This window comes from Nocardiopsis aegyptia (assembly GCF_013410755.1).
In the GTDB taxonomy this organism is placed as follows: Bacteria; Actinomycetota; Actinomycetes; order Streptosporangiales; family Streptosporangiaceae; genus Nocardiopsis; species Nocardiopsis aegyptia.
The window spans coordinates 985,136-1,010,488 of record NZ_JACCFS010000001.1; the positions used below are offsets into that span (position 1 = coordinate 985,136).

Genomic DNA, 25,353 nt, shown 5'->3' on the forward strand with positions numbered 1-25,353 from the left:
GATGATGGTGAGCTTAGCGCGTACCCTTCAGTAACGTTCCCTTATCCGAAGACTCCGCCCAATTCGGTTATCGACCCCTGTACCTGCAGAGAGAAATTTACAGTCACTTCGGTCAACCGAAAGCCGACCGGCGCGTCTGCCGGTCGGCTGCGCTTCGGATGAATCGATCGACCGTTGACGGCCTTCACCCTGCGGGGGCGGCCTCCGGGGCGGTGAAGCCGCGCGGCAACAGCACCTGCTCGCTGTCGGAGATGATGCCGACCGGCTCCCCGTCCAGGGTGGCGGCGCGCTGCGGACCGCGCATGGGGCACAGCAGCCACAGGCCGTACGGGGCCCGATCGGCCTCGCGGGCCTCCTGGACCAGGGCGCCCAGCAGGGCGCGGCCCGACTCGTACCGGGCCAGCGGGGTCGCCCGGTACAGGAACACCGCGCCCTCGCCCGTGGGCGCCTGCGCGCTCGCCCCGCGAACCCTCTCCCCCAGCCTGTGGAACACCTCGTCGAGCATCCGGTTGAAGGGTTCGGGGCGGCTGTTGTCGGCCTCGGCGAGGATGTCCCAGTTCAGGGCGCTGCCCATCCCCTCCATCACCTCGTCGATCACGTGGACGAACTCGGTGGACACGTCGAAGGGCACCACGCCCCGCATGCCGCCGAGGATCGTGGCGGACCGCTCGGTGTCGGGCAGCCAGGTCCTGAGCGCCCGGAACCCGCCCTGGCGCACCGCACGCTCCAGGCGGGCCCACGCCTGGACCGAAGCCTCGTCGGCCCGGCCGGGCTCGTGGTGGTGGCCGGTGTGGGTGGAGGGCTGGTAGGTGGTGAACTCCGGCTCCAGATACCAGCAGACGGTCTCGCCGACCCGCTCCTCCTGGAGCTTGGGGTGGCGCTGCCTCAGCAGTGCGTGGAGCTGTGCGCGGGTGGGCTCGGCGAGCGCGGGGAAGCGCGACCGGACCCGGTCGCGGATCTGCTCGGGGGTGATTCCCGGCTTGCCGAGGTAGCCGATGGCCTGGGTGATGCGCAGGGCCCGCTCCAGGTCCAGGTCGGCCGGGTAGAGCTCCAGCCGCGGGGTCGCCTCCGCGCGCTCGGAGGCGGCCGCGGCGGTCTGCACGAGGGCGGGGTCGGAGAAGGGCTCCAATCCCTCGGGGGTCTCCACCGCGCGCAGGGCGTCCCGCACCGCCACGGGTCCGGGCAGGGCGTCGGAGTCGCCGACGGCGACGAGTTCGTCGGCGCGCCGGCCGAGCAGTTCGGCGTAGTCGAACAGGTCTCCCTCGACCGGGGCGAGCGGGTCGTTGTCGACGACCTGGGCCGCGATCACCCTGCGCGGGTAGCGGCGCACGACGAAGCGCTGTTCGGTCAACCGCTCCTCGTACTCCACCACGGCGCGCACCGCGGCCAGGGCGTAGACCAGGCGCTCCTCGGTGTCCAGGGTGGAGCCGCGCATGGAGAGCAGTTCGGAGGCGATCTGGCGGACCTCGCGGACCCGGTGGTGGCGCGAGAGCACGTCGACCACGTCGTCGCGCACGGAGCTGAGCAGGGAGGCGTTCTTGCCCCAGTGGGAGGCGGCCTCGGCCAGGCTCTCCTCCACCCGTCCCGGGGTGATCTCCAGCCGCCGGGCGACCTCCCGGTAGGTGGGCCACCAGTCCAGTCGGCCCTGGCGGTCCTCGGGCAGGCCGACCAGTTCGCGCACGACCCTGACCCACCACCGGTTGGCGTCGGTGGTCTTGGGCAGGAGCTGGCGGATCACCTGGTCGAGCAGGGCGTTGCGCTTGGCCTCGTCGTCGGCGCCGCTGGGCAGTCTGGCCTTGGACGGGACGGCGTACTCGGCCACGTCCAAACGCTTGCGCCAGGAGGCGGTGGCCTGGCGCAGCTCGTTGCGGATCACCCGGGTGGTGCCGCGCATGTGGGTGATGTCGCGGACGGGCCTGCGCAGCAGCTCCCCCACGGTCTCGCACCGCAGGACCCGCTGGACGATGTCCACGGCGAGCGGGCTGAGGCCGGACAGGTGGATCGGGGTCTCCACCGTGGCGCTCTCCCGGTTGCGGCGGCGGGTCTCCTCGTCGTCCTCGGGCGGCTCGGCGGCGGCACCGGCGAGGAAGGCGGCCTCCCAGGCGGCGCGCATGTCCTCCAGGGAGGCGAAGCGCTCATCGGTCCGACGGTGCAGGGCACGGCGGAAGAAGGACGCCAGCGCGGCGCGGCTCTCCTTGGGGAAGGCCTCCTCCGTCAGACGGGGCGTCTGCACGTCCTCGGCGAGGAACTCGGGGTCGATGCCGTCCTCGTCCCAGACCGGCAGCTCCCCGGTGGCCATCTCGTGCAGGGTGGCGGCGAGGGCGTAGCGTTCGGCGAACTCGTCGTAGGCCCGGTCCTCGGAGAGGAAGGGGTCGAGGTAGCCGCGGGTCCCGGCGGAGGTGTTGTCCAGCGGGGCCCGGGACAGGGAGAAGTCGAAGAGCACCAGCGCCCGGGCGCGCTTGCGCGTCTCGCGCACGCCCAGGTTGGCGGGTTTGATGTCGCGGTGGAAGACCTCCCGCTCCTCCAGGTGCTCGACCGCCTCGAACAGGTGCAGCCCGAAGGTGCGCAGTTCACCGCTGGTCAGCACGCCCTGGCGGGACAGGTAGTCGGCCAGGGTGCTGCCGCCCGCGCGCTCCAGCACCAGCACGGTACGGTCACCGATCTCCCGCAGGCCCGGGTCCGCGCCCTTCTCGACCGAGGACACCGCCACGATGCGGGGGTGGGAGCCGACCTGGTGCAGGACGCCGGCCTCGCTGCGCACGGCGCGGACCGCGGAGTCGGAGCCGAGCGCGACCTTGAAGACCACCTCGCGGTCGGTGGCCGGGTTGTACATGAGCACGGCCCGCGCGGTGGCCCCCTTGCCCAGGACCTCCTGGACCCGCCATCCCTGGGTGATCTCGTCGCCGCGCCGGGCCTCCAGCGGGTCGGTGGTGACCTCGGGCAGGGTCAGGCGCTCCTCGACCTCGTCGAGCATGCGCAGGAAGGCCTGCACGGTCGCCATCCGGTCGCTCGGAGAGCGCTGGGTGCACTCCCGGACCAGCGTGTCGAGCTGGGGGATGATGTCGTCGCTGGCCTCGGCCGGGGTGAGGCAGTCGTGCTCCTGGATCTTGCGGCTGAGCTCGGCCCGGTCGGCGGCCGGCGGCCGGCCGGTGAAGACGAGGTAGGTGAGCGCGCCCAGGCCGAAGAGGTCCTGGGCCGCGGCACGGCCCGCGAAGTCGGGGAACTCGGGAGCCAGGTAGGGGGCGGCGGCCTTCTCCACGTGCGCGGCCAGGGCGCGGCCGCCCAGGGCGGCTTCAAGGTGCAGGGTGGCCCCGCCGCTGCTGGTGGCGCCGCCCCGTAGGCGCAGGCTCTCCCGGGAGGCCACCTGCCAGTCGGCGATGTACAGGCGCGGGTAGTGGCCGTCCATCTCCACCCACACGCTGCGAGCGGCCAGGGCGCGGTGGTAGAGGCGGTTGCGGTGGGCGTGGTTGACCGCCTCCCCGAGCTGGCGGACCATCACCATCCGGGTGTCGACGTCGAGGTCCTCGCCGTGCTCGGCCATGAAGTGGTCGAGGCGCTGCCAGGACGGCCGGTGGCGGAAGGCGATCGCCGGTCCGACATCGGTACCGCCCTCCTCGATGAGCCCGAAGTACTCGGCCTTGACGATGCCCTCGTGGGAGATGCCCTCCAGGGACATGTACTCGCGCTTGGCGGCGCGCTCCACGGAGCGGCGTTCGTCCTCGGTGGCGTTCTCGCCGTAGTGGTACAGCCGCACCCGGCTGGTGCCGCCCAACCGCTGGTGCTCGGCCTTGTAGTCGGTCCAGGTGGGTCCGCTGTCGAAGGACCGCTTCTCCAGGGTGTACTCGCCCAGGTTCAGCGCCCGGTCCATGGGCATGATGCCGATGGTCTCCATGAGGCGGGTGACATGGCGCAGGAAACCCGGGTCGACCCTGCTGTGGGGGACGTCGAGCAGGCCGTCCGACACCCCCGGCAGACCGGTCTGGTCTGTCAGGCCGTTGCGGCCGTAGACGTTGGCCTGCTGGACCTCGTCGAACTCGCAGCGCAGGTCCGGGGCGGAGAGGAAGACCCCGGCCTCGATGAAGGGGACCCGCACATTGCGCAGCCCGAGCTTCTTGACCGCCCACTCCAGGCGGTTCCTGAGCTCCTTGGCCTTGAGGTCGGTCAGGTGCAGGGGGTTGCTGAAGGTGCGGCGGTGCCCGTCCCGGTCGACGAAGGTCCATTCGCTGCCCCGGTTGACGGCCCGCCCGGGGTGGCTCTTGATCTCCACGAGGTAGGCGCCGGTGGGGGTGACGGCGAACAGGTCGCACTCACGGATGCGCTGGTTGCGGGCGGTGAAGGTGAACCCGGTCCAGGCGCGGTAGTTGCCGGCCGTGGGGAACTTCTCCCGGATGTGTTCGAGGGCGGCCTGCTCCCACGGGAACTCCGAGGGCCTGCCCCACCACCGGTTCGACATCCACCGCTCCCTCTCCAGTTCCGCGCCAGCTGACCGCCCACTCAGCATAGGGGTGCTGTGCGACGGTCGCGATGGGCCGAATATCCGCGGACGCGCTCCACGTGGTGCCCGTGGGTAGGGGGCTCCGAAGCCGTTCGGGTGGGGTGACTGATGGGGCGCTCGGAATCATCCCAGGAGGTTGACGGCGAAGGCGACCACGGTGACGGAAGAGGTGAGCGGTCGACGTTCACTCCGCGGGACGGGAGGTTCTTCGGCCGACGACCACCATGACCACTCCGGCGACGAGGCCGACCAGCCCGAGCGCGGCTCCGCCGATCACCCCGACGATGCGCCGGTTGTACGTGGCGTCCATGGTTCCGGCGCGCGCCACACCGTAGAGCATGTCGGCCGGCTCCCCACAGGCAACGGTGTGGGTCCCGGGCTCGGACGTGTCCAGCGGACGCGAGAACATCCAGAGCTCATCGGTCTCGTACACGATTCCCGTGATGACGTTGTCGACGCGCTCCTCGGAGGGGCCGTAGTGCCGGCAGGTGAAGGAGTTGTAGTCGGTGCTCCAGAGTTCCCACTCCTCCTGCTCGTCCTCGGCGACCTCGAAGGTCATGGATCCGCCGCCTTCGGTCTGCGTGACGAAGTCGGGCACGCGGAAGGGCGCCGTCATACCCCACACGGCCATCAGCGCACCGGCCGCCAGCGACGCGACGATGGTCAATGCTCCGATACGGGTCCAGGGTCGTGGAGTGCGACCCGGGGCGCCAGTGGCGGGGGCGGGGCGATGTGATTGAGGGGAACTCATGGGCCAAAGACTGCCATATCGCGATGACACAGCGCGATTCGACCGAGGTGCCGCCGACTCCTGGTGACCACGGAGATTTCGCGGGATGTGCGGGTGCCGGGTCCCCGGAAACCCCGCGCTCGGGCCGGGCTCAGAAGTGGACCGAGAGGCACACCAGCCACACGCCTTCGTCGAGCGCGTCGATGTACGCGCCCGCCCTGCGGTAGTAGGCGTCGGACTCCTCCATCGCGCCCCTTCCGTCGAGCCACTGCCCTTCCAGGGTGACCAGTGAGGTGCCGGTGACCGCCCTGTCGCGGTCCCGCGCCACGAACTCGTCGAAGGCGGAGCGGATACTGCTGACGGGCTCGTCGTTGACAGGCCCGAAGAGTGGATGGTCTCGGCGTCGCTCAGCGATGAAGGCGGGCCAGTGTCGCCAGGCCGTCTCCTCCGCCACCGCGCGCATGCGCTCCAAAGCGAGCAGGTGTTTGGGGCCGCCGTCACAGGCCGCGTACTCCGCCAGAGGGCTGTCCTGTGGGAAACGGCGAGGGTTGACCAGGTCGGCGCTGCCGTGCGCGGTGCTCAGGTAGCGACCGGACCAGTGGCCGCCGACCATCCAGCCATCGCACCTGCTGTGGCGCTCATGTATGCCGTCCGACTCGGTATCCGGGTGGTACAGGAAGGGCCGCATGACCCTGTCCAACTGGTTCTCGAGGCTCTTGGACCGGTCTCGGCGCAGGGCGACGACGGCGGGCTTGTAGGACACACGACCTCCATGACTCAGCGCTTCAGCCTCAGTGCCGAACGTAGTGATCGCTGGTGACAAAAGAGGCCCGAAGCGTTCGCGACCCTTGCCGTGCGACGGTTCAATGGACGCATGCCCTCCTTTACACGTGAAGACCTCCTCGAAGTGGCCGGTGCGACGTCCTACCACCGGGGCGTCGACTACGTCTCCCGGGTCGACGGAGTGACCCTCGACGGGGACACCGTGCGCGGGACCGTCTCCGGCACGTACACCTACCGGGTCGAGCTCACCCCCGGGCGGCGCGAGCTGGAGTGGGACTGCGACTGCCCGTGGGCGGAGGAGGGCAACTTCTGCAAGCACTGCGTGGCGCTGGGCTTGGTGTACCTGTTCGACACCGAGCGCGGTGTCGAGGTGCCCCCGGCCCCGGACCTTCGGACCTACCTGACCACGCTCGGGGCCGACGAGCTCGTGGGGCTGGTGCTGGAGGCCGCCGACTCCCTGCCCGGGTTGCGGCTGCGGCTGGAGGTACGGGCGGGGATCTCCGAGGAGGGCTCCGCCCCCGCCTCGGCGCGGGCGCTGGTCGACGAGGCGCTGCGGATCGACGACTTCGTGGAGTACGGGCGGGCACGGGAGTACGCGCAGGCGGTCCACGGGGTGGCCGACGAGTTGGAGGCGCTCCTCGGGGAGGGCTCCGGTGTCGAGGCCGAGGCGTTGGCCCGGCACGCGATCGGTGTCCTGGACGAGCACGCGGGGCTGGTGGACGACTCGGCGGGGCATGTGGGCGGTGCCGCGGCGAGGATCATGGACGTGCACGTCAGGGCCTGCGCGGTGGCGGAGCCGGATCCGGCGGAACTGGCGGGGTGGTTGCTGCGGCTGCAGCGCGAGGGTTCGGGGATGCCGGAACCACTGTTGGAGTCCTACGCGGACGTGCTCGGCGAGGAAGGAATGGAGCGGTACCGCGAGGAGCTGTTCGAGGGCGGCCCCGGTGACGCAGGTAGCGGCTGGACCGAGCACTTCCTGCGGTCGGAGTTCGCGCGGGTGGTGAAGGACACCGACCTGCTGGTGCGCGTGTACTCGTCCGCGGAGAACGTGCACTACGCGGGAATCGTGCAGGTCCTGGACGCGGCGGGTCGGGCGGAGGAGGCACTGGAGTGGGCCGGGCGGGGCCTACGCGAATCCGGGGGCCGCCAGGACGACCGGCTCGTCGAGTACGCGGTTCGGGCCCACCGGGAAGCGGGACGGGAGGAGGAGGTCCAGGCACTGCGCTGGGAGGCCTTCGAACGCTCCCCCGAGGCGCGCACCTACCGGGCGCTGCGCGAGGAGACCCCCGCACCGGGATGGCCCGCGGTACGCGCGCAGGCACTGGCGGTGCTGCGCCGGGCCGCGGCCCGGCGGCGGTCCCCGGGCTTCCCGTGCACTCTGGTGGAGGTGCTGGTGGACGAGGCGAACGCCGAGGAGGCCTGGGAGGCCGCCGCCGAGCACGGCTGCGACGACCGCCAGTGGCTGCGGGTGGCCGCTCTGCGCGAGACCTCCCACCCGGAGGACGCGATCGGGGTGTACATACCACGGTTGGAGGCGAAGGTCAGGCTGTCGAACACGTCGCTGTACCCGGAGGCGGCGGAGCTGGCCAGGAGAGTGCGCGAACTGTACGAGCGTCTGGGCCGGATGGACGAAGCGGAGTCGTTCACGAAGGGACTGCGGACCGAGCACCGGCGCAAGCGGCGGTTCCTGGCCGAACTGGACCGTGTGGGCCTGGGCGGCTGACTCGCACAGGGTGCGCTCGCGATGCACCCCCGGCGGCCGGGATCGGTTCCTCGGGCATCGGCCCGTCTCAGCGCAGGGACGGGGAGCCGCAGCACTTCTTGTACTTGCGGGTCGAACCGCACCAGCACGGCTTGTTGCGCTCGGGCGGCCAGGGCAGCAGTCGAGGTGAGTCGTCGGGGAGTGTGGCTTCGGCCCACTCACCGGGGGTCAGTTCGTCGGCAGGGTCGAGGGCCTGTTCTACGGCGTAGGACGCAACCTCCTCAGCGTCGGCCGTCACCACGGCGAAGAGGGTGCCGGGGCGCTGTCGAACCGCCTCGCGCAGTTCGCGTTCGGCCTCCCGGTAGTGGTCGTCGTCCGCCGCCTCGGGATCGATCAGGCCGAGTGCGCGAGCCCGGGCGAGGGAGCCGCGGGAGTAGACGACCCTGAGGCCGCGCACCTCGGCGGGCGGGGCGGCGATCTCGTCGTCCCAGCCGGGAAGCCCGCCGTCGAGGTGGGAGAACTCGTCCCAGTCCTCCTCGAAGTCGACAACGTCCTCGGCCGCGGGCAGGTCCTTCGCCGCCGACAGGGCGGCGCGATCGTGCTCGTCCTCGGCCATCCCGAGCCGTTGCCGGACCCGGGCGCGGCCCAGCAGCGGCATCAGCACGAAGTGGCCGGCGCCGACGAGGCCGGCCGCGGGACGGGCGAGGTCGTCACGGGAGGCGATGTTGTAGCAGTGCAGCGCCTCGTCGAGCCTGCCGGACTCCTCGAAGTCCTCAGCGACCAGGAGGGCCGGACCGGGGTCGAGGTGTCCCGGGCGCAGGAACTCCTCGATCATGGTCTCGGCCTCGTTCGTCTCACCGTCCTCGCGCAACCGCAGGACCAAGGTGTACGAGGCGTACTGACCGGCCTCCTTGGTCGGAGGGTGGGCGCGCAGCGACTCCAGCAGACGCCGGGCCACGTCGGGGCGCTCGATGTGCTCCAGGTGCTCGACGGTGTCGAGCAGGATGTCACCGGCCACGTCCGGGTGCTCGGAGAGGTCGTCCAGGATCTCCTCGGGAAGGTTCAGCTCCTGGACGGTCTCCCAGAGGCGGGGATGGAGGCCGGCCGGGTTCTGAGGGGCCGAGCTCCCAGCGGCCGGGGTCGCTTCTGAAGGGTGCACACTCGCCATGGTCCAACGCTACGTCCGTCACCGATCCACTGTGGCCGATTCGCGCGGACCCGCGTACCGGAGGTGATGCGGGTCGCACGCGGCGCGGCCCTGCTACCCCGGCCCGGGACCGGGTCCTGCCTCGGGCGCCAGGTCGGCGATCAGGTCGGCGAGCTGTGTCTCCTCCTCGACCCGGTGCCCGTGCGCTTCCATCGCCTCGGCCAGCTCCGGGTCCCACGGGGTCGCGAGCGGCTTGCCGGAGAGCGGGCGCCCGGAGGCCGACACCGCCGTCAGGTAGTCGGAAGCACCGAAGCGCCAGGGGTGCCAGTCGACGCGGGTGCGTACCGCGTCGGCGATGCGCACCCCGCCCCAGTCGAAGTCGCCGTGCAGGCGCACCCGCGCCCCACCCTCGACTGCCTGCCCCAGAAGGGTCAGCGCCGCCGCGCTCGGCTGCCCTTGGAGGCACACCAGTGGGGCGCAGCCGGCACCGAGCCGGTCGGCCGCCGCGGCGAGGACGGCCGGGTTCTCGCACACGGAGACCACCACTCCAGACCAGTCGGGGCGCGGCCGGTCGCGGACGAGCTGGCGCAGGGTGAGCACGGCGGGCTGTCCCGCCTGGCCCAGGGCCGCCAGGGCCCTGCCGGTGGCGGTCACGGTGTCCCCCGGCAGGTTGAGCGCCAGCACGGTGGAGGACAGTTCGTCCTTGAGTACCCCCACGCTCGCCCACACGCGTCGGCGCCAGGCGGCTCCGCTGCCTTCGGGTTCGCCGGAGACGGCCCGCGCAGCACCCAGGACCAGGCCGGACGCGGGCCTGTCGTCGTCCAGGGCGTGCGCGTCGCCCAGGACGCGGGCGGCGAATGCCGACAGCGCCACTCCGTTCTCGGGCAGTTCCGCCACCGCCAGCGCCACGGCGCGCAGCAGGGCTCCGGCCTCGTCCGGGCCGGAGGTCATGCGGCGGACCCGGCCGTCGGCGCGCACCCGGGAGCACCAGGCCTTCAGGGGCTCGTCGCGCGCACAGACCTGTTCCAGGGGTGCGAAGGCGGCGTTCCATGCGCGTTCGCGCTCGGCGGCCTCGTCCCGTCGGGGCCGGACCGGCCCGGTCAGGAGCACCACGGCCGCCGCCAGGCCGTCCGGGCTGGCACCGCTGGAGCGCAGCACGGCGTCGACGGCCGTCAGGGGGACGCTCAGGGACGTCCCCGTTCCGGGGCGCCGACCGATCAGCGTCTCCACGGCCGCGCGTTCGTCTTCTCCCGCCCCGGTGAGAGTGAGGGTTCCGGTCAGGGGCCTGCCGTCCGCCAGGCGGCGGCGCAGCCGGGCCAGGAGGCGGGCGGTCTCGGGCGTGCCGAGCAGGCGGCGCAGCCTGGGCAGGTCGGGGCCGCTCAGCTCCACAGGCCCTCCTGCGCCGCTCCGGGGCCGGTACCGCCGTCGGTGACCTCCGCCGCGCTCTCCGCGGCGCCCGCCGCGACGCTCTCCGGATCGGCGGCCAGGGTCCGCTCGTGGCCGTCCCACTCCCAGCGGGTGACCAGGACCGCAGGGACACCGTCCACCCGGGACAGCTGCGCGATGGCCAGGCCGGGCACCTGCGGGTAGCAGCCCCATTCGCGTTCGCTGGTCATGGCCACGTCCAGGTCGAAGGCGCGCAGCAGCCCCAGGCACTTGGCGCGCGAGTCGTCGTCGACCCCGGCGAACGCCTCGTCCAGCGTGATGAGCCGGGGCGCGTGCGGGTTGGCGGCGGTCGCGTAGTAGGAGGACGCGGCCGCGAAGAGGGGGACCGACGCCGACAGGACGCGTTCGCCGCCCGACGCCGGGCCGGTGGCGCTGTTCCACTGGCCGTGCTGGTGGCGCTCGACGACGAAGCGGTGCCAGGAGCGGTAGTCCAGGGCGCGGGTGAGGCGGTCGAACCAGGAACCGGTGGGGTCCTTGGCCCGCTCCTGCTCGATCAGGCGTTGCAGGAAGTCGCCGACGGCCGCCCGGTCGCCGGGCGACCAGGCGTCCGCGCTCTGCCGCAGCAGCCGGTCGCGGGCGGTTCCCACCCCTTCGGGGGCGTCCTTGCGTAGTCTCCACGACAGGCGCAGGAGCATGCCCGTGCTGGTGGGACGGTCCTTCAGCTCACCGTTCATCCGCAGTACCTGGCGTTCGGCGGTGTCGATGAGTTCCTGGAGGGTTCCGGCGACCTCCGTGAGCAGGTGGTTCTCCAGCACCTCGCGTTCGCGGGCCGAGAGCAGTTCCCGGCGGGCAGCGACCTCGGCGGCCAGCGCGTCGGCGAGTTCGGGCACGGGCTGTTCGCGGCCCTGGAAGGTGACGCGAACGATGATGACACCGGCCACCGGCCAGGAGGCGGCGCCGTGTCCGTGCCGGGAGAGGGCGTCCTGGAGGTTCTTGAACTGCTGGGACAGGCTCTTCTGGAGCCGTTCCCACATGTGCTCGGCGTCGTCGGTGCCGCCGAGTTCGCGTTCGACGGCGCGGGCCAGCCGCACGGCCGGGTCGGCCGCCCAGGACTGGTCGGCGTCGAGGACGGCCAGATCCGGCAGGGCCACCTCCAGCAGCCCGGTGGCGACGAAGGCGCGCAGGCCCTCGACGGCCTCGGCACGCGACTCCACGGCCTCGGTGATGTCGGCGTCGAGTGTCTCGACGCGGCCGGCCGCCCGGCCCCGGCGGTCCAGCGCGTCGGTGCGGGCCGACGCAAGGCGCTTCTCCTCGGCACGGGAGCCCTTCAGGTCGGCGGCCACCTGCTCGAGCAGGCGGTTGAGTTCGGCGACGGCCGCGCCGACGGTCTGGCGCAGGGTGGTGTGGCGCTGTTCGGCCTCGCCGGCCTCCAGACGGGCCTGTTCGGCGCGCTCGGCCATGTCGGCGGCGACAGCGCGGGTGCGTTCGGCCTCGGCGTGCTCGTCGGCCAGCAGGCGCTGGGCGTCGGAGCGCACGCGCGCGGCGGGCCACAGTCCGGCCAGGGCGACACGGTAGGCGGAGAGCGCGTCGCGCAGGGCGGCCAACGTGTTGGGGTCGGTGGAGGTTCCCAGCTCGGCGGCGTTGTCGGCGAGTTCGGTCTCGGCGTCCTGGCGGATCCGGCGGGTCCGCTCGACCCGGTCCGCGCGCTCGTCGCGGCGGCGGCGCAGGGCGACCATGGAGCGGACACCGTCGGCGACGGCGGCGTGGGCGGCTCGCAGGGCGGTGTCGTCGGGCAGTGCGGCCAGTTCCGCGCGCAGTGCACCGCGCCGACCGGCGAGGGTTTCGAGTTCGAGTTCGACGGCCTGGACACGGTCGGCGATCTCCTGGAGTTCGCCGGCGATCTGCGCGAGACGTTCACGGCGGGCCTGTTCGCGCGCGCCCTCGCCCAGGTAGCGGGCGCCGTCCTTGGCCCAGCTGCCGTGGAGCGCGCCGTTGCGGAAGGAGCCGTCGGTGTCGATCCAGGTGGTGGCTTGGGAGGCGGGACCGACGCCGATCCCGTGGAGCAGCGCGAGAACGGTGTCGTGGCCGACCGCGCGGGCACCGGGGTCGTCGGTGTCGATCGCCGGGTGGAGCAGTGTGCCCAGGTGGGGGCCGCGGACCGGGTCGCCGGGGGCGGCGTACACGTCGTGGGTGCCCGGGTCGTTGAGGGTTCCGTCCGGGTTCACCCAGGCGTCGAGCAGGCCCGAGGCCTCCAGGGCGGCCTCCACCAGGGCGCGCCGGGCGGGGTCCAGGTGTTCGGCGAAGTCGACGAGTTTCCACAGGGGCGCACCGGCACGGCCCGGTTCGCGGGCCGCGGTGCGGGTGTGGGGTGCGGGTGGTGCGGAGGGGCCGCCGAGGGCGAGTGTGTCCCGCTCGACTTCCAGGCGTTCACGGTCGCGGAGCAGGCCGGCGCGGTCCTGGCCCAGCGCGGCCTCCTCCGCGGCGAGTACGGCTTCGACGGTCTGGGCCGCCTCCTGGCAGTGCGTGCGCGCCGGGTCGGGACCGTCCAGGGTGGCCGCCCAGGCGGCGACCAGGTCCAGGGTGCCCGCGAGCCCTTCGGGGCGCAGTTGAACGCAGCCGTCGAGGTGGTCGCGGACGGCCAGCACGTGCGTCTCGGCGGTCTCGGCGAGCCGCTGCTCGGCCTCGGCGCCGCGGTCGGCGGCTTCGGTGAGTTCGCCCTCGGTGTCCGCCAATCGCTGGAGCGCGGACGAGTGGTCGGCCCTGGCTTTCTCGGCCGCGGTGAGCAGGGCGGCGGTGTGGTCCAGCGCGCGGGTACGGCGTACGACGAGCTCCTCAGCGGACTGTTCGGCCCGCGCCACGTGGCCAGGAGCCCCGGCGGGTCCGCCGGTGGAGGTGGAGGAAGTCCGGCCGGAACTTCCGGTGGCGTCCCCTCGGGTCGCTCCCCGGTCCAGCCCCGTGTCCGGCACCGCGCCGAGGGCCGCGTCCGGCCCCGGGTCGAGGGCCGCGTCCACGCCATCGCGGTGGTCCACCTCCACTCCCGCGCTCCGCGCTGCCCGCGCGGCCCGGTCGCGGGCCGTGCGCAGGTCCTCGGTTGCGGTGTCGAGACGCTGCTCGGCCTGGGCGCGGCGGTGTTCGGTGCGGGCGGCGTCCTGGCGGGACCGCGCCGCGTCGGCGGCGGCCTGCTCGGCGCGTTCGGCGGACCGGAGGGCTTCGACCCGGGCGCTGTCCAGGTCGCGGGCGCTGTCCATCTCAGGGCTGCGGCGCAGGCTCTGGTCCTGCCCCTGCAGGCGGGCGACGCGTTCGGCCAGGTCGGCCGCACGGGTGTCGACTCGTGCCAGCTCATCCTCGGCTTCGACGCGGGCGGCCTCCGCCTCGTTGCGGGCGGTGGTGAGCCGCTCGTAACGGGAGTGTTCGAGGCGTGGGGGTCGCGCGGCCCGGCGGGCGGCGGCCCGGGCGTAGTCGCGGTAGTGGACGAGGAACCCGGAGGCCGCTCGTTCCGCCTCGGCCATGGCGTTGAGCTCGGTCTCATCGTCCTCCAGCTCCCGGTAGGCCTCGGCGACGTCGGCGACGACCGCCTGGTCCACCGGCGGCAGGGACTCGGTGAGCGCCCTGGACAGGGCCGATTCACTGGGACGTTTGGACAGCTGGGGCTGGCGCAGTTGGACGAGCAGGTCGACCAGGGCCCCGTAGCGCTGCTCTCCCAGTCCGAACAGGGCCTCGTCCACGGCCCGCCGGTAGTCGCGCGCACGGTCATAGACGGTGCCGTGGCCCTGGACGGCGTCGGCGAGGCGGTCGCGGGACAGGGCCGTGCGGGTGGCGTCCAGAAGGCTGAGCTGACCGTCCCGGGGCCCGATCCGGCGGGTGGTGGTGAAGTACCAGTGGCGGGCGATACCGCGGCCGGAGACGGCCTTGAGGCCGCAGCCCAGGGTGCGGAACTCGGTGCTGCCCTCGGCGGTGCGGCGGCCGAACTCGATCCAGGCGTAGCCGAGCCGCTCGCCGTGCGGGTACTCGCCGCCCAGCAGCAGGTTCCACTCCATGCGCTTCTTGGGGTCGCCGTCGGGCTCGACCCGGTGGGCGGACAGGTCGCCGTCCAGGAGGAAGGGCAGGGTCAGCGCCAGGACCTTGGACTTGCCCGTGCCGTTGTTTCCGCGCAGGAGCAGGCGGCCGTCGCGGAACCAGAACTGCTCGTCCTCGTAGTAGAAGAGGTCGATCACGCCCACACGCAGGGGCTGCCAGCGCTCACGTGCGGGTCCGGGGAGCGGTGCGGTCACGGGGTCCCTCCCTTGGGCGTGGTGACGGTGGGGGCGGCGACCGCGTAGCGGGCGAGGGCCGGGCGCCCCGCGACCGCCGCGCGCCCGTCGACGGTCGCGGGTTCGACCAGGCCCAGGGCTCGGAGCCGGTCCAGTGCCTGGGCCACCAGTTCGGGTTCGTTGCCGGGGGTGCGGGCGGACTTGGACCAGTACGAGGCATGCTCGACGGCCAGTTCGCGGGTCCGGGCGTACAGGTCGTCCAGGGTGACGGGCCCCTCGGCGGCGGCCAGGTGCTCGGCCAGGAGAAGGGTGGCGTGCCCCTGGGTGCCCTGCTCGGGCATGCGGACGTCGGTGAGGTCGTCGTCGGGATCGACCATGGCGATGCCCTCGGCCCTGACCTCGGGCACCAGCCCGGTGAGTTCGGTGATCCTGCGGGTGAGGGCGCCGCGCTGACTGGTGAGGTAGGCGCGCTCGGCGTCGGTGAGCGCGTCGTAGTACAGGACGGGGTCGTCGATCAGGCGGCGGGTGAGGCGGTGCCGCACGGCCGTGTTGCGCAGGTCGTCGCTGTCCAGGTGGTGGGCGACGGAGTCCTCGGCCAGCGAGCGCAGCCGCGCCCCGGGATCGTTGTCGGTGATGGTGGAGGGGCCACGTGCTCCGACGAGCATGCCCGCCAGGACCCGGCGGTCGACGTCGTACAGGACGTCGCCCGAGGACCGGACGAACGCGTCCTCGTCCCCGGCCACACGGTCGAGCACTCCCAGGCGCAGCAGCAGGCGGACCACGGCCACCAGATCCAGGCGCTCGTCACGGGTCGTCAGGGTGAACGCGATGTCCTCCAACTCAGGCGCCGCCGCTTCCAGGATGACCTGTTCCGACAGGCGGCCCAGAGCGATCTGCGCCTCGGCGCGTTCCAGGACGGCCAGTGACAGGCACAGCAGGACGTAGCGGCGGCGATCGAAGGCCAGGCGCCCCCGCCCCTCCTCACGTGCCGGGTGGGTGGGGTCGTGCGGATCGCCGGGGACCTTGCGCAGGCGCACCGTCTCGGCGTCCACGTGCAGTGCCCACCCGGTGTTGCGGTCGAACCAGTCGCGCAGCGGGGCGGCGTGCTCGCGCACGAGCCGAAAGTCGGCGTCGTCCCCGCTCGCCCGCAGGAGCGGGCGGCGCAGCAGCACCCGGGCGGCCCGCTGCAAGCGCTTCGGGTCGGGTGCGGGGGTGGAACTCCCTACCACGCTGTCGTTCCTCCGGTCACGTCGATGATGCGCACCAGGTGGTCGGGGCCGGTGAAGGTTCCGCCGGGCGTGTGGACGGTAGCGGTCCCTCCGCCGGCGATGGCGCTCAGGTGGATCTCCATCGTCCCGTCGTTGCTGGTCGCCGTGGTGCGCGTGGTCCGCGGCCCCCAGCGAGCCAGGGCGTCACCGAGCAGTTGCAGGAACAGTCCGAAGGAGAGGGGGTCGAGTTCCGCCAGTTCGGAGAGGCGCACGGTGCCGTCCGTGGCCAGCCGGGCGCGGGCCGCGGCGATCTCGCGTGCCTGCTTGCGCGCGAGTTCGGCCAGGTAGCGGCGTTCCGCGCTGCGGTCGACGACCTTGCGTGCGCGTCCGCGCCTCTCGTAGCTTCCGGTGCGGCGCAGACGCGGACTGATGGTCAGCGGGTCCGCTTCGGCCCAAGGGGTGCCGGAGGGAACCTGCTCGTGGTCGCGGGCCTCCAGGGTGGCGGCGTCCACGGTCAGGTGGCGGGCCGGGTGGAGTCCGAACGCGGTGCGCCACAGCCGGTGGCGGGCGTCGTCGTCGGGCGCCTCGGCGAACCACAGGGCGAGGGTGCGAAAGTCCGCCGACCGGTCGGAGCGGCCGGCGCGCCGTTCGTTGATGACCGACACCACCCGCAGGAGTTGCGGAATGGCACTTCGGGCACTGACCCGCAGTCGCTGGGACTGGGCCGGCCGGTCGGGCGTCGAGACGAACCAGGAGCGCAGCCCCTCCCAGCGCCGCCCCCAGGTCTCCAGGGCCTCGTAGAACTGCGAGGAGTCCTCCAGCGGGTCTGCGCCGCCCTGGCCCCCGGGTGCGGCGTCCGCGGCCTCGCGTAGGGCGGCCATCCGCAGCAGCCGGCCGACCGGCCCCGAACCGGTCCCGTCCGCGTCGAGTTCGTCGAGCACACCCGCGATCTCCGCTCCTCTGGTGATGAGGTCGGCGATGAACCGTTCCAGGTAGGAGATCAGCCGGTCCTTGTAGGCCAGGAAGGCGTCGACGTCCGCGTCGTGCAGGTCGATGGTGCGCTGGAGCGAGCTCATGAACGCGCGGGCGTTGTCGGCCAGGCCGGTGAAGCGTTCCACGAGTCCGCGCAGGGTCAGGTGGGTCACGGCCGGGTCAGGATCGCCCTGCCCGGCCAGTTCCAGCAGCGCGCGCAGTTGGGTGGCGATGTCGGCCAGGGCCACGGCCTGGAGGGCCCCACGCCGGCCCAGCGCCTCGTCGTAGGCCGTGAGTGCCCGTTCGACGGCCTCGCCCTCCCGGGTGAGCTGGTAGATGTGGCGGCGCCGGTAGAAGTCCTCGACGGCGGTGACCCGTTCGGTGTCCGGGTCCTGGCGAAGGTTGCCCCACAGGGCGAGCTTGTCGAGGGCGTCGGCGACGGGGTCGGACGTGGCCGGGCGCAGTTCCTCGGGTAGGCCCCCGTGGACCTCCTCGGGCCGCAGGTGAACCCGGAACTGCTCCTTGGCCTGGACGAACACCTCCATCACGGCACGGTAGAACGCGGAGTTGGGCGCGTTCAGATGAGCGAAGGCGGTGTAGTGACCGGTGGACGCGTCCGGTTGCCCGGAGGCGCCGGGTCCAGAGGGGCCAGAGGGGAGGGTCGAGGCCATGTTCACCAGAATCAGTGATCGCTCGGCTGGGGTGGGTGGGTCGCCAGATCCCAGACTAGACGGACGAACCGTCCGTCTGGGCCGGGTCGGAGCGATTCCGCACGGCCGTGGCGGGTGGGGGCGGGGTCAGCTCCAGGGGAGGGCGGTCCAGAGGGCGGCGAGGAGATCGGTGGTGCCGCGACCGAAGCGGGCGCCGGCCTCCAGGCCGGTGGCGAAGAGCGCGAGCATGACGAGGGCGACCAGCACGCGCACGGGCCATCGGCGGGTCGCCGGTGCGTCGGGTTCGGAGGGCTCGGCGGCCGGGTCGAGCCAGGAGCGGTCCAGGCGGGCGATGTCGCGGCGCAGGTCCTGGACCTCGGTGTGGTAGAGGTCGCGCTCCTCGCGGACCCGCTGGAGCTCGGCACGTTCGGCGCGCACGGCGGCGCGGGCGTCGACGATGTCGATCCGGGCGCCCTCGGGGCCGCGTTTGGCGTGCCAGCGCTCCAGGCGCGACAGGGGGAGGTCGACATACTGGGTCGGCCAGTTGTCGTCGCCGCCGGTCTCGTCGGTGTCGTCCAGGTCGGGTTCGGTCTCGGCGGCGTAGTCGGCCGCCGGTTCGGTGGTCAGGGGAAGCGGAGGCGCCTCGGCGGGGGTACGGGCGGGCGGGTCGGGGATCGGGGGTTCGTCGCGGGCGTCGTCCGCGGGCGGAGTTGCGGCTCCGGGCCACGCCTCCTCCCGGCGGTCGGAGGGCGCGTCGGCGGCGGAGCGCGCACCGGACTCGGGCAGGTGGAGGTCGGGGGCGGAGCGGGTGTCACGCGGTTCGGGGGCGTCCGTGCTCCGGGCGTCGTCTCTTCCAGCCGCGGCTTCGTTCGGGCCCGGGCCGCGATCGACGCGACCGGCCGTGTCCTTCGCAGAGCCGGCGTCGTCGGCTCCGTCGGCCGCGCGGTCACCGGGCCACAGGGGTTCCGAGGCGGCCCGGGTGCGGGTGCCCGGGGCGTGGCGCGGGCGGGCCGCGGCGATGCGCGGGCGCACCGGGCGGGACGGCACCCGGCGGACGAGGTCGTCGGACGCCCGGCGCGGGCGGTGCGGTCCCGTCGAGTCCGGTTCCGCGGGGTCCTCCTCCCCCGGCTCCTCGACCTCCAGCAGCTCCGGCAGGTCGTCGGTCTCCCCTGTCACGGCCCCGGCCGCGTCCTCCTCGGGCGCTTCCGGCTCGGGCGCTTCCGGCTCGGCCGCCCCGGGCGACGGCTCCGGCTCCGGCTCCGTCGCCGGCTCGTCGGCGGTCGGCAGGGGTTCGGGTTCAGGAAGGTCGTCGGGGTCGGCGGCAAGGGGCCGGGCGCGGGGGTCGAACCAGTCGCACAGCAGGTCGCGCCGGTCGGCGAAGGTCGCGGCGTCGGGCACCCCGCGCTCGCGCAGCTGAGCGGCGAGCACGGTGCCGCCCTCCTCGCGCAGGACCGTCACCAGGCCCTCGGCCACCCGGCGGAAGTCCGGGGGCACGGGGTTGACGAAGGGCGAGCCGCCGCGGTCGCCCACGGGGGGACCGAAGGCGATGTGCTGGCCGTTGTCCTCGCCCAGGACGGGGTCGTAGGTGGAGAACGACCACGCCCAGCCCGCCGCGGGGATGGCACGGGGCGGGGTGAGCACGTCGTGGAGGATGCGGTGCACACCCCACAGGAAGCGCATCTGGACCGCCTGCCACAGGTCGGCCCGTTCGGGTGCCAGGGCGATGTGGACCGGCAGATCCGGGCGGGCGAGGGCGGCGGCCACGGCTCCGACGAGCAGCGGTTCACCGCCGACGGAGGTCTCGGCGGCCTTGCGGTCGCGGGTGCGCACGGCTCCCGGGGCGGCGGTGCGCTCCCAGGGCTCCGGTGCCGCCAGGGACCGCATGGTCTCCCAGCCGGGCACGGGCGGGCGACGCGCGGCCGGGCGGGTGTTGGGGTTCTCGTGCAGGGAGAGGACGCGGGGCAGGGTCAGCCCGTAGGAGGGACCCACGATCGCCCAGGCGTGTGCGTCGCGGACGTCGCCGGGCCACCGGTAGACGAGGGCGGACTGGCCGTCGGGGTAGTCGTGCGCCCACAGGGTCTCGGGCAGGTCCGCTGGGTCGGTGTCGGGCAGGGCCGAACGGTAGTCCGCGGTGAGGGCGGGTACGAGGCGGTCGCGCCAGGAGCGCAGGACGGGGTGGTCGCGCTCGGAGAGGGAGGCGGCGGCCGGGCCCGGTCCGGTGCGCCCCAGCAGCGTGGGCTCGGCCCAGGCGAAGTGGATCTGGTGGTACGTGCTGTCGGGCAAGTCGCCCCTCCCCGGGTACGCGGGCCGAGGCGGCGCTTCCGTCCGCCGCCTGGAGGGCGTGCCCGGCGGGCACACCCCCTCGCGTACGTCGGGGCCGCCTCCACTGCGCACGCCCTAGGGAAGGTATCCGGTGCAGGCGTGGCGAAAACAGCGGGTTTGCACATTCATGCCCGTTTGGGGTGTTTGCGAAGAACCGTGACCTGCCCCGGTCACACCCCCGGCCCACACGCCCGGCCGGGCGCGGTCCCACCCCGTCCGGCCACCCCCGACCGGTCACGCACCCGGCCCCGTCCCGGCCGGGCGCGGTCCGTCCGGCCTAGCCGGCGTCGGCCAGGCGCTGCCACTGGTCGCGGGTGAGCGTGAGGTCGGTGGCCTCGATCGCCTCGTCCAGCTGCTCGATGCGGCTCACCCCCACCAGGGGCACGATGCGCGGGTCGCTGTCCATCAGCCAGGCCAGCACCACCTGGTTGCGGGTGGCGCCGGTCTCCTTGACGACCTCGTCCAGGACCGCCAGCCGGGCCGGGGTCCCCGGGTGGTCGTAGGCCGGCTCCAGCTCCTTGTCCTCCCGGGTGTAGGCGCCCCACAGCAGCGACGTGTAGGCCACCACGGTGTGCTCGCGTCCCTCGACCGCCTCGGCGCGCACGAAGTCGAGCAGCTCAGGGGTGATGTGCATGTGCCCCATCGCCTGGAGCGGCACGTCCATGCGCGGCTGCAGGTAGCTGTAGCGGTACTGGAGCAGCCGCGGGCGCGGCCAGGCGTGGTCGGCGGCGATGGCGCGGGCCCGCTCCAGACGCCAGGTGCGGTGGTTGCTCAGCCCCACCTCGCCCAGGGTGCCCTCGGCGACGAGCTTGGCGAACGCGCCCATGGTCTCCTCCAGCAGGACCGTGCGGTCCTCCTGGTGGGCATAGAGGGCGTCGAGCCGGTCCACGCCCAGGCGGTCGCGGCTGCGCTCGGCGGCCAGGGCCACGGTCGCCGCCGAGAGCCCCTCCTTGGTCTCCAGCCCCGTCCCGGGCACGGTCGGCTGGGCGCCGAGCTTGGTCGCCACGAACACCTCGTCGGTGATGCCGCGCTCACGGCGCCAGCGGCCGAGGAAGGTCTCGCTCTCGTGCCCCTCGAAGCCCTCCACCCAGAACTGGTAGCAGTCGGCGGTGTCCACGAAGGTGCCCCCGGCCTCGACGAAGCGGTCGAGGAGGGCGGCGGAGGTGGCGTCGTCGGTCTCGCTGCCGAACTTCATCGCGCCCAGGCACAGGGCGCTGACGCGGCGGTCGCCGATGGTGGTGTAGCGCATCAGAGGGCTTCCTCTACGGGTCGGGAGGTGTGGTCGTCCGGGGTGGAGACGGATGCCGGGGCAGGGGTTGGGGCGGGGGCGGAGTCGACGCCGCCGTCGGCGAGGACGCCGAGGTAGTACTCGATCTTGTGCTGGATCGCCGCCTGGCGGACACGCAGCTCGGCGATGTGCTCGTCGAGCCGCCGCTGGTGGCTCTGGAGCACCTCGACGCGCTCGGGGATGGTGTGGTCGCCGGCGCGGACGAGTTCGGCGAACTCGCGCAGCCGGGCGATGGGCATGTCCGTGTCACGCAGGCAGCGGATGAGGTGGAGCAGTTCGGCGTCGTCGGCCCGGTAGCGCCGGTGGCCGCTCGGCGCGCGGTCCACCTGGCGCAGCAGCCCCGCCTTCTCGTAGTAGCGCAGGGTGTCCAGGGTGAGGTCGAACCGCTCGGCCATCTGGCCGGGCGTGTAGTAGTCCATGTCCGTAAGCATGGGACCTGGAGCGCACTCCAGGTCAAGTCGTTTCGGTGGGAAATCCGCTGGTTCAGCCGGCGCCGCGGATCGCGCCCACGACCGCGAGGGTGAGGTCGTCGATGATCTCCGCCTCGTCGACCTCGGGGTGCTCCAGCCACCACTCCCCCGCGGCCTGGACCATGCCCACCACCGCGTGGGCGACGATCTGGGCGCGCACGCGCGCGGCGACGCGCCCTTCGGCGACGAGCTGGTCGGCCAGCTCCTCGCCCAGGCGGCGCACCATCATGCCCAGGTCGCTGCGGGTGCGGGAGTCCTCGGACGTGGCGCGGTCCATGAGGAACCGGTACAGGTTGAGGTTCTGCGAGATCATCGACAGGTAGGCGCCGACGGTGGCACGGGCGCGCACGTCGAACTCGGTGTGCTCGTGCAGCTCCGCGCGGATGCGCTCGATGAGGGGGTCGACGTGCCGTCCGGCCAGGGCCCGGTAGAGCCCGCCCTTGTCACCGAAGTGGCGGTAGAGGATGGGCTTGCTGATGCCCGCCTCTGCGGCGATCGCCAGCATCGAGGCGTCGGGGCCGTCGCGCTGGATCACCCGGTCGGCGGCGTCGAGGATGGCACGGCGCCGTTCGGGATCGCGTCCGCGCCCGCCCCGACCCTTGCGGGGCCGGGGGGAGTCCGGTCGCGGGGGTCCGCTGTCGGTCGGGGCGGTTGCGTGCGAGTTCTCCATGGCCACAAGGGACCACGGTAGCGGTTCGGGCCGGGAGCGCGGCGGTCAGCGCTGGATCGTGATCCAGGTGGCCCAGGCCCGCGCCAGCAGGGTCCCGTCCTCGTCGTGGAGGGTGGTGCCGGTGCGCACCTTGCGGCCCTCGATCCCGTGCAGGTGCCCCATGACCACGTGGGTGCGGCCCACGCGGGGCGCGGCGAGGACCTGGGCGGTGAACCGGCCGAGGACGGCGGGGCGGCCGACGACGTCGGAGGACCAGCCGCCGGGGCAGTCCAGCGCGGCCCAGACCTCGTGGAAGGCGGCGCTGCCGGACCCGTCGTCCACCGAGGGGGTCGGCGTCCAGGTGCAGGCCACGGTGCGGCCGACCGCGTCGGGTCCGTACCCGGGGCGCACCTGCCCCGCGAACAGGCGCAGCCCGTCGCCCTCGGCGCGGTCGGGGCCGCAGCTGTAGCAGCGCGGGAAGGGGTGTTCGACCAGTCCGGGGTAGCGGGCCTCGGCCGCACGGGCCTCGGCGACACCGACCGGTTCGCCTGGCACGGCCGGCTCCTCGGGGAGGTCGACCGCCGCCGCCTCGGCGACCAGGTGGCCCTTGTCGGTGAGCGCGGGGTCGGTCAGGCGCAGCCCGGGGCCGGGTCCGACCTCGACCGTCAGGGGGTGGTCCAGGGGCGGCGGGGTCCGCAGGGTGACCTGCACGGCGGGCCCGCCGACCGTGCTGAGGCGGGCCGCGAGGAGACCCGCGCTGTAGCCGCCGTTGCCCGATCCGTCGGGGCCGTTGTAACCGGTGGGGATGATGATGCTGGGGGCGCCGTTGCCCGGATTGAGGTCCATACGCCCAGCGTAGAGGGAGCCCCCGGAACGGCCCGCGCCCGGGCGCACGGGCGGTCGCGGGCCCGGGCGGGCGGCCGACGCGATCAGCGGTCCGCTGTGGCGGGTCGGCCTTCCGACGAGGACCGGGACTCCGGAGTGGTCCGGGACGGGGCGGCCGTTCGCGCACCGCGCCCCAGGAGCGCCCGCAGCAGGCGCGCCCACGGGCTCCAGCGCGCGGGCGTGCGCACGCTGCCGGCGACCGCGGTCTCGGCTCGGTCCAGGAGGTCCTCCAGCAGGGCGTCGTGCAGGGGTCGGAAGACCAGGGGCCAGCTCACCAGGGCCGGCCCGTGCGTGCGCATGGCCAGCAGATGGGCCAGCACGGTCCCGCCGCGCGGATCGGGCCGGACGGTGAACTCGTGGAAGCCGTCGAAGCCGCGCGGGCCGCCGAAGCGCAGGCGCAGCCAGTGACCGGGGACGTACTCCTCCACCGTGTAGCGGACGGGGCCGTGCCCGCCGGCGGCGCCCACGGCGAGCGGGCCGTCCAGGACCACGGCGGGCCAGGCACCGTGCGGCCAGAGGCGGTCGTCGTCCGAGGCCAGGGTGTCCAGCAGGGCACCGACCTCCTCGGGGGAGGCGTCCAGGTGGCGTTCGTGGGTGTTGTACACGGGCATGGCGACTCCATTATAGAGAGGTGTCTCTAAAACAAAGTAGAGCATAGTCTCCAGAACATGGGAAGACCCGCACGGTTCAGAACCGAGGACCTGGTGACGGCCGCGATCGGCCTGGCCGCGGAGGGCGGTCCGGCCGCGGTGACGATGGCCGCCCTGGCCCGCGCGACCGGAGCGCCCAGCGGATCGCTCTACCACCGCTTCAGCGGGCGCCCCGCCCTGCTGGCGGCCGTGTGGACGCACGCCGTCACCGACTTCCAGGCCGGATGCCGCCGCACGCTGGCCGCCGATCCCCCCTCGGCGGCGGCCGAGGCCACCGCGCGTCACGTCCTGTCCTGGAGCCGCGCCCGCCCGGACTCCGCCCGGGTCCTGCTGCACCGGCCCGCCGACTTCGACGAGGCCCACTGGCCCGAGCCCGACCGGGAGCTGCTGCGCACGGCCAACGCCGAGGTCGGGACGCTGCTGGCACGGCTCGCACGCGAGCTGCGCGAGCCGGAGGAGACGGCGGAGGCAGCGCTGGAACGCGTCCGGCTGGCCGTGGTCGACCTGCCCCTCGCCCTGGTCCGCCGCCATCTGCTCCAGGGCCACGGCGTCCCCGCCGAGGCCGAGGACCTGGCCGCCGACGCGGCCCGGCGCCTCCTGACCCCCCGAACGACGTAGCGCCCGCCCCGGCGGAGAGCCGGAACGGGCGCGGAGGTGCCGTGCAGAGCCGAGAGGCCCTGCGGCGCGGTGGATCAGCCGGTCTCGGGCAGGGCGGCAGCCACGAGGTCGCGCCCCCCGTGGCCCGCGCGGGCCCCGCGGGCCGTCCACCTGGAGTCGTCGACGTGGAATTCCACATTCGACGACCGCACGAACCCGTGTCCTTCCTGTTCACAGCACCGGGCCACGTAGCCGGGGCCGGAGGCGCACTCTCGTCCTGCTCCAGAGCTCGGTAGCCTTGACCAACCCCTCGACAACAAGGCGGTCACGTCGTGTGGCTTCTCGTCCGCATCCTTCTGGTGGTCTCCTCCCTCGTCCGCGTACTCCGGACACCGAAGCCCACCGCACGAGCGGACCGGCCCACGGAGGAACCAGTACGCCGCATCGAGTTCTGGGCCCACATCGCGACCTCGACAGCCACCGTCGTGACCGCGCTGATCGCCATCGGAGCACTGGTCCTGTCGAACGGAACGTTCCAGCTCCAGCAGGAACAGCACGAAGGCCAACAGCGGCAGATCGACATGCGGCTCGCGACCCTCGTGTCATCGTGGAGCACCGAGGGGGCCGACGGTCCTCGCACTCACATCCAGAACGCCGGACCGCACCCGGCCCGTGTGGTCTTCTCCGAGTCCTATACGAGCGAGCAGCTCTCGTACGAGGAAGTCACGCAGGACACGGACACGCCGAGGGAACCGAGGAACCTGGGCGAGAACCCCTGGGGAGTGGCGTTGAACCAGGTGATACCCCCCTGCACGACCCTCTCCTTCGATTCGACCGAGGACCCCGACTTTCAGACCATGCGGGAATACGGCGTCTACCAGGACTTCCTCGCGATGGGAGACGTGCGCGGCCTCTGGTGGGTCCTGCCCCCTATGTCCTCAAGACCACAGGCGACGAACGCCCTGGGCGCCACCGATACGGAGGGGAGGAGGGTTCGGTACTTCAGCTGGGCCGTCAAACATTCCGACGATCTGAGGTCGAGACCGCTCCCCGGCGAGACGACCGTGAAAGTCCTCATCCATCTGGGCACCGACCCGGACACCCTGAACATCGCCACCGAACCCTCGCTGACCTGCGGGACGTGACGTCCGAGGGCTCGGTACGCAGTG

General features: G+C 73.1%; 17 protein-coding genes. 3 read left to right on the top strand and 14 right to left on the bottom strand.

The genetic code is table 11. From position 1 onward, the window contains the following. Positions 1-184: 184 nt before the first annotated feature. From pglW to HNR10_RS04540, 3 genes are all read right to left on the bottom strand, one after another. Entirely contained in the window at positions 185-4,453 is a 4,269-nt protein-coding gene (gene pglW, locus HNR10_RS04530) for a BREX system serine/threonine kinase PglW (protein WP_179821070.1), read from the bottom strand. 226 nt (positions 4,454-4,679) lie between these two features. Next, on the bottom strand, positions 4,680-5,162 hold the full coding sequence (locus HNR10_RS04535) for a hypothetical protein (protein ID WP_179821072.1): 483 nt from the start codon (positions 5,160-5,162) through the stop codon (positions 4,680-4,682). A 214-nt stretch (positions 5,163-5,376) separates the two neighbouring features. Continuing rightward, positions 5,377-5,988: a hypothetical protein gene (locus tag HNR10_RS04540; protein ID WP_179821074.1), complete on the bottom strand. Its 612-nt coding sequence runs from the start codon at positions 5,986-5,988 to the stop codon at positions 5,377-5,379. 111 nt (positions 5,989-6,099) lie between these two features. On the opposite strand from HNR10_RS04540, the gene HNR10_RS04545 reads away from it, so the two are divergent. Then, entirely contained in the window at positions 6,100-7,731 is a 1,632-nt protein-coding gene (locus HNR10_RS04545) for an SWIM zinc finger family protein (protein ID WP_179821076.1), read from the top strand. 67 nt (positions 7,732-7,798) lie between these two features. Here the strand turns inward: HNR10_RS04545 and HNR10_RS04550 are convergent, their stop codons facing one another. The 11 genes from HNR10_RS04550 to HNR10_RS04600 form a co-directional block, all read right to left on the bottom strand. Continuing rightward, complete coding sequence (locus tag HNR10_RS04550) at positions 7,799-8,878, bottom strand: SEC-C domain-containing protein (RefSeq protein ID WP_179821077.1); 1,080 nt, start codon at positions 8,876-8,878, stop codon at positions 7,799-7,801. 93 nt (positions 8,879-8,971) lie between these two features. Beyond that, a complete protein-coding gene (locus HNR10_RS04555; protein ID WP_312889113.1) occupies positions 8,972-10,246 on the bottom strand; it encodes a TIGR02679 family protein in 1,275 nt (424 codons plus the stop codon). Next, positions 10,237-14,514, bottom strand: a complete 4,278-nt coding sequence (locus HNR10_RS04560; RefSeq protein WP_179821079.1) for a TIGR02680 family protein — start codon at positions 14,512-14,514, stop codon at positions 10,237-10,239. Before HNR10_RS04560 ends, HNR10_RS04555 begins: the two co-directional genes overlap by 10 nt. Then, on the bottom strand, positions 14,511-15,722 hold the full coding sequence (locus HNR10_RS04565) for a TIGR02678 family protein (RefSeq protein ID WP_179821080.1): 1,212 nt from the start codon (positions 15,720-15,722) through the stop codon (positions 14,511-14,513). The genes HNR10_RS04560 and HNR10_RS04565 overlap by 4 nt, the downstream gene beginning before the upstream one ends. Next, complete coding sequence (locus HNR10_RS04570; protein WP_179821082.1) at positions 15,716-17,344, bottom strand: TIGR02677 family protein; 1,629 nt, start codon at positions 17,342-17,344, stop codon at positions 15,716-15,718. The genes HNR10_RS04565 and HNR10_RS04570 overlap by 7 nt, the downstream gene beginning before the upstream one ends. 126 nt (positions 17,345-17,470) lie before the next feature. Then, on the bottom strand, positions 17,471-19,606 hold the full coding sequence (locus tag HNR10_RS04575; protein ID WP_179821083.1) for a hypothetical protein: 2,136 nt from the start codon (positions 19,604-19,606) through the stop codon (positions 17,471-17,473). Between the two features lie 316 nt (positions 19,607-19,922). Continuing rightward, a complete protein-coding gene (locus HNR10_RS04580) occupies positions 19,923-20,894 on the bottom strand; it encodes an aldo/keto reductase (protein ID WP_179821085.1) in 972 nt (323 codons plus the stop codon). Next, positions 20,894-21,352, bottom strand: a complete 459-nt coding sequence (locus HNR10_RS04585) for a MerR family transcriptional regulator (protein ID WP_376769730.1) — start codon at positions 21,350-21,352, stop codon at positions 20,894-20,896. Before HNR10_RS04585 ends, HNR10_RS04580 begins: the two co-directional genes overlap by 1 nt. Positions 21,353-21,416: 64 nt before the next feature. Then, complete coding sequence (locus HNR10_RS04590) at positions 21,417-22,073, bottom strand: TetR/AcrR family transcriptional regulator (RefSeq protein WP_218897615.1); 657 nt, start codon at positions 22,071-22,073, stop codon at positions 21,417-21,419. A 45-nt stretch (positions 22,074-22,118) separates the two neighbouring features. Next, the gene (locus tag HNR10_RS04595) at positions 22,119-22,898 is read right to left on the bottom strand and encodes a hypothetical protein (RefSeq protein WP_179821090.1); all 780 of its coding nucleotides are present in this window, start codon (positions 22,896-22,898) and stop codon (positions 22,119-22,121) included. A gap of 83 nt (positions 22,899-22,981) precedes the next feature. Next, a complete protein-coding gene (locus tag HNR10_RS04600; protein ID WP_179821092.1) occupies positions 22,982-23,548 on the bottom strand; it encodes an SRPBCC family protein in 567 nt (188 codons plus the stop codon). A 57-nt stretch (positions 23,549-23,605) separates the two neighbouring features. Between HNR10_RS04600 and HNR10_RS04605 the strand changes: the two genes are divergently transcribed. Both HNR10_RS04605 and HNR10_RS04610 read left to right on the top strand, forming a co-directional pair. After that, the gene (locus tag HNR10_RS04605; RefSeq protein WP_179821094.1) at positions 23,606-24,205 is read left to right on the top strand and encodes a TetR/AcrR family transcriptional regulator; all 600 of its coding nucleotides are present in this window, start codon (positions 23,606-23,608) and stop codon (positions 24,203-24,205) included. 311 nt (positions 24,206-24,516) lie between these two features. After that, positions 24,517-25,329, top strand: coding sequence for a hypothetical protein (locus HNR10_RS04610; protein WP_179821095.1), 813 nt, complete (start codon positions 24,517-24,519; stop codon positions 25,327-25,329). Positions 25,330-25,353 lie beyond the last annotated feature (24 nt).

Excerpts from the sequence above, each read along its gene's own strand:
- pglW (WP_179821070.1), bottom strand. The coding sequence starts at position 4,453 with ATGTCGAACCGGTGGTGGGGCAGGCCCTCGGAGTTCCCGTGGGAGCAG.
- HNR10_RS04545 (WP_179821076.1), top strand. The coding sequence starts at position 6,100 with ATGCCCTCCTTTACACGTGAAGACCTCCTCGAAGTGGCCGGTGCGACG.
- HNR10_RS04550 (WP_179821077.1), bottom strand. The coding sequence starts at position 8,878 with ATGGCGAGTGTGCACCCTTCAGAAGCGACCCCGGCCGCTGGGAGCTCG.
- HNR10_RS04570 (WP_179821082.1), bottom strand. The coding sequence starts at position 17,344 with ATGGCCTCGACCCTCCCCTCTGGCCCCTCTGGACCCGGCGCCTCCGGG.
- HNR10_RS04580 (WP_179821085.1), bottom strand. The coding sequence starts at position 20,894 with ATGCGCTACACCACCATCGGCGACCGCCGCGTCAGCGCCCTGTGCCTG.
- HNR10_RS04585 (WP_376769730.1), bottom strand. The coding sequence starts at position 21,352 with ATGGACTACTACACGCCCGGCCAGATGGCCGAGCGGTTCGACCTCACC.
- HNR10_RS04590 (WP_218897615.1), bottom strand. The coding sequence starts at position 22,073 with ATGGAGAACTCGCACGCAACCGCCCCGACCGACAGCGGACCCCCGCGA.
- HNR10_RS04595 (WP_179821090.1), bottom strand. The coding sequence starts at position 22,898 with ATGGACCTCAATCCGGGCAACGGCGCCCCCAGCATCATCATCCCCACC.
- HNR10_RS04600 (WP_179821092.1), bottom strand. The coding sequence starts at position 23,548 with ATGCCCGTGTACAACACCCACGAACGCCACCTGGACGCCTCCCCCGAG.
- HNR10_RS04605 (WP_179821094.1), top strand. The coding sequence starts at position 23,606 with ATGGGAAGACCCGCACGGTTCAGAACCGAGGACCTGGTGACGGCCGCG.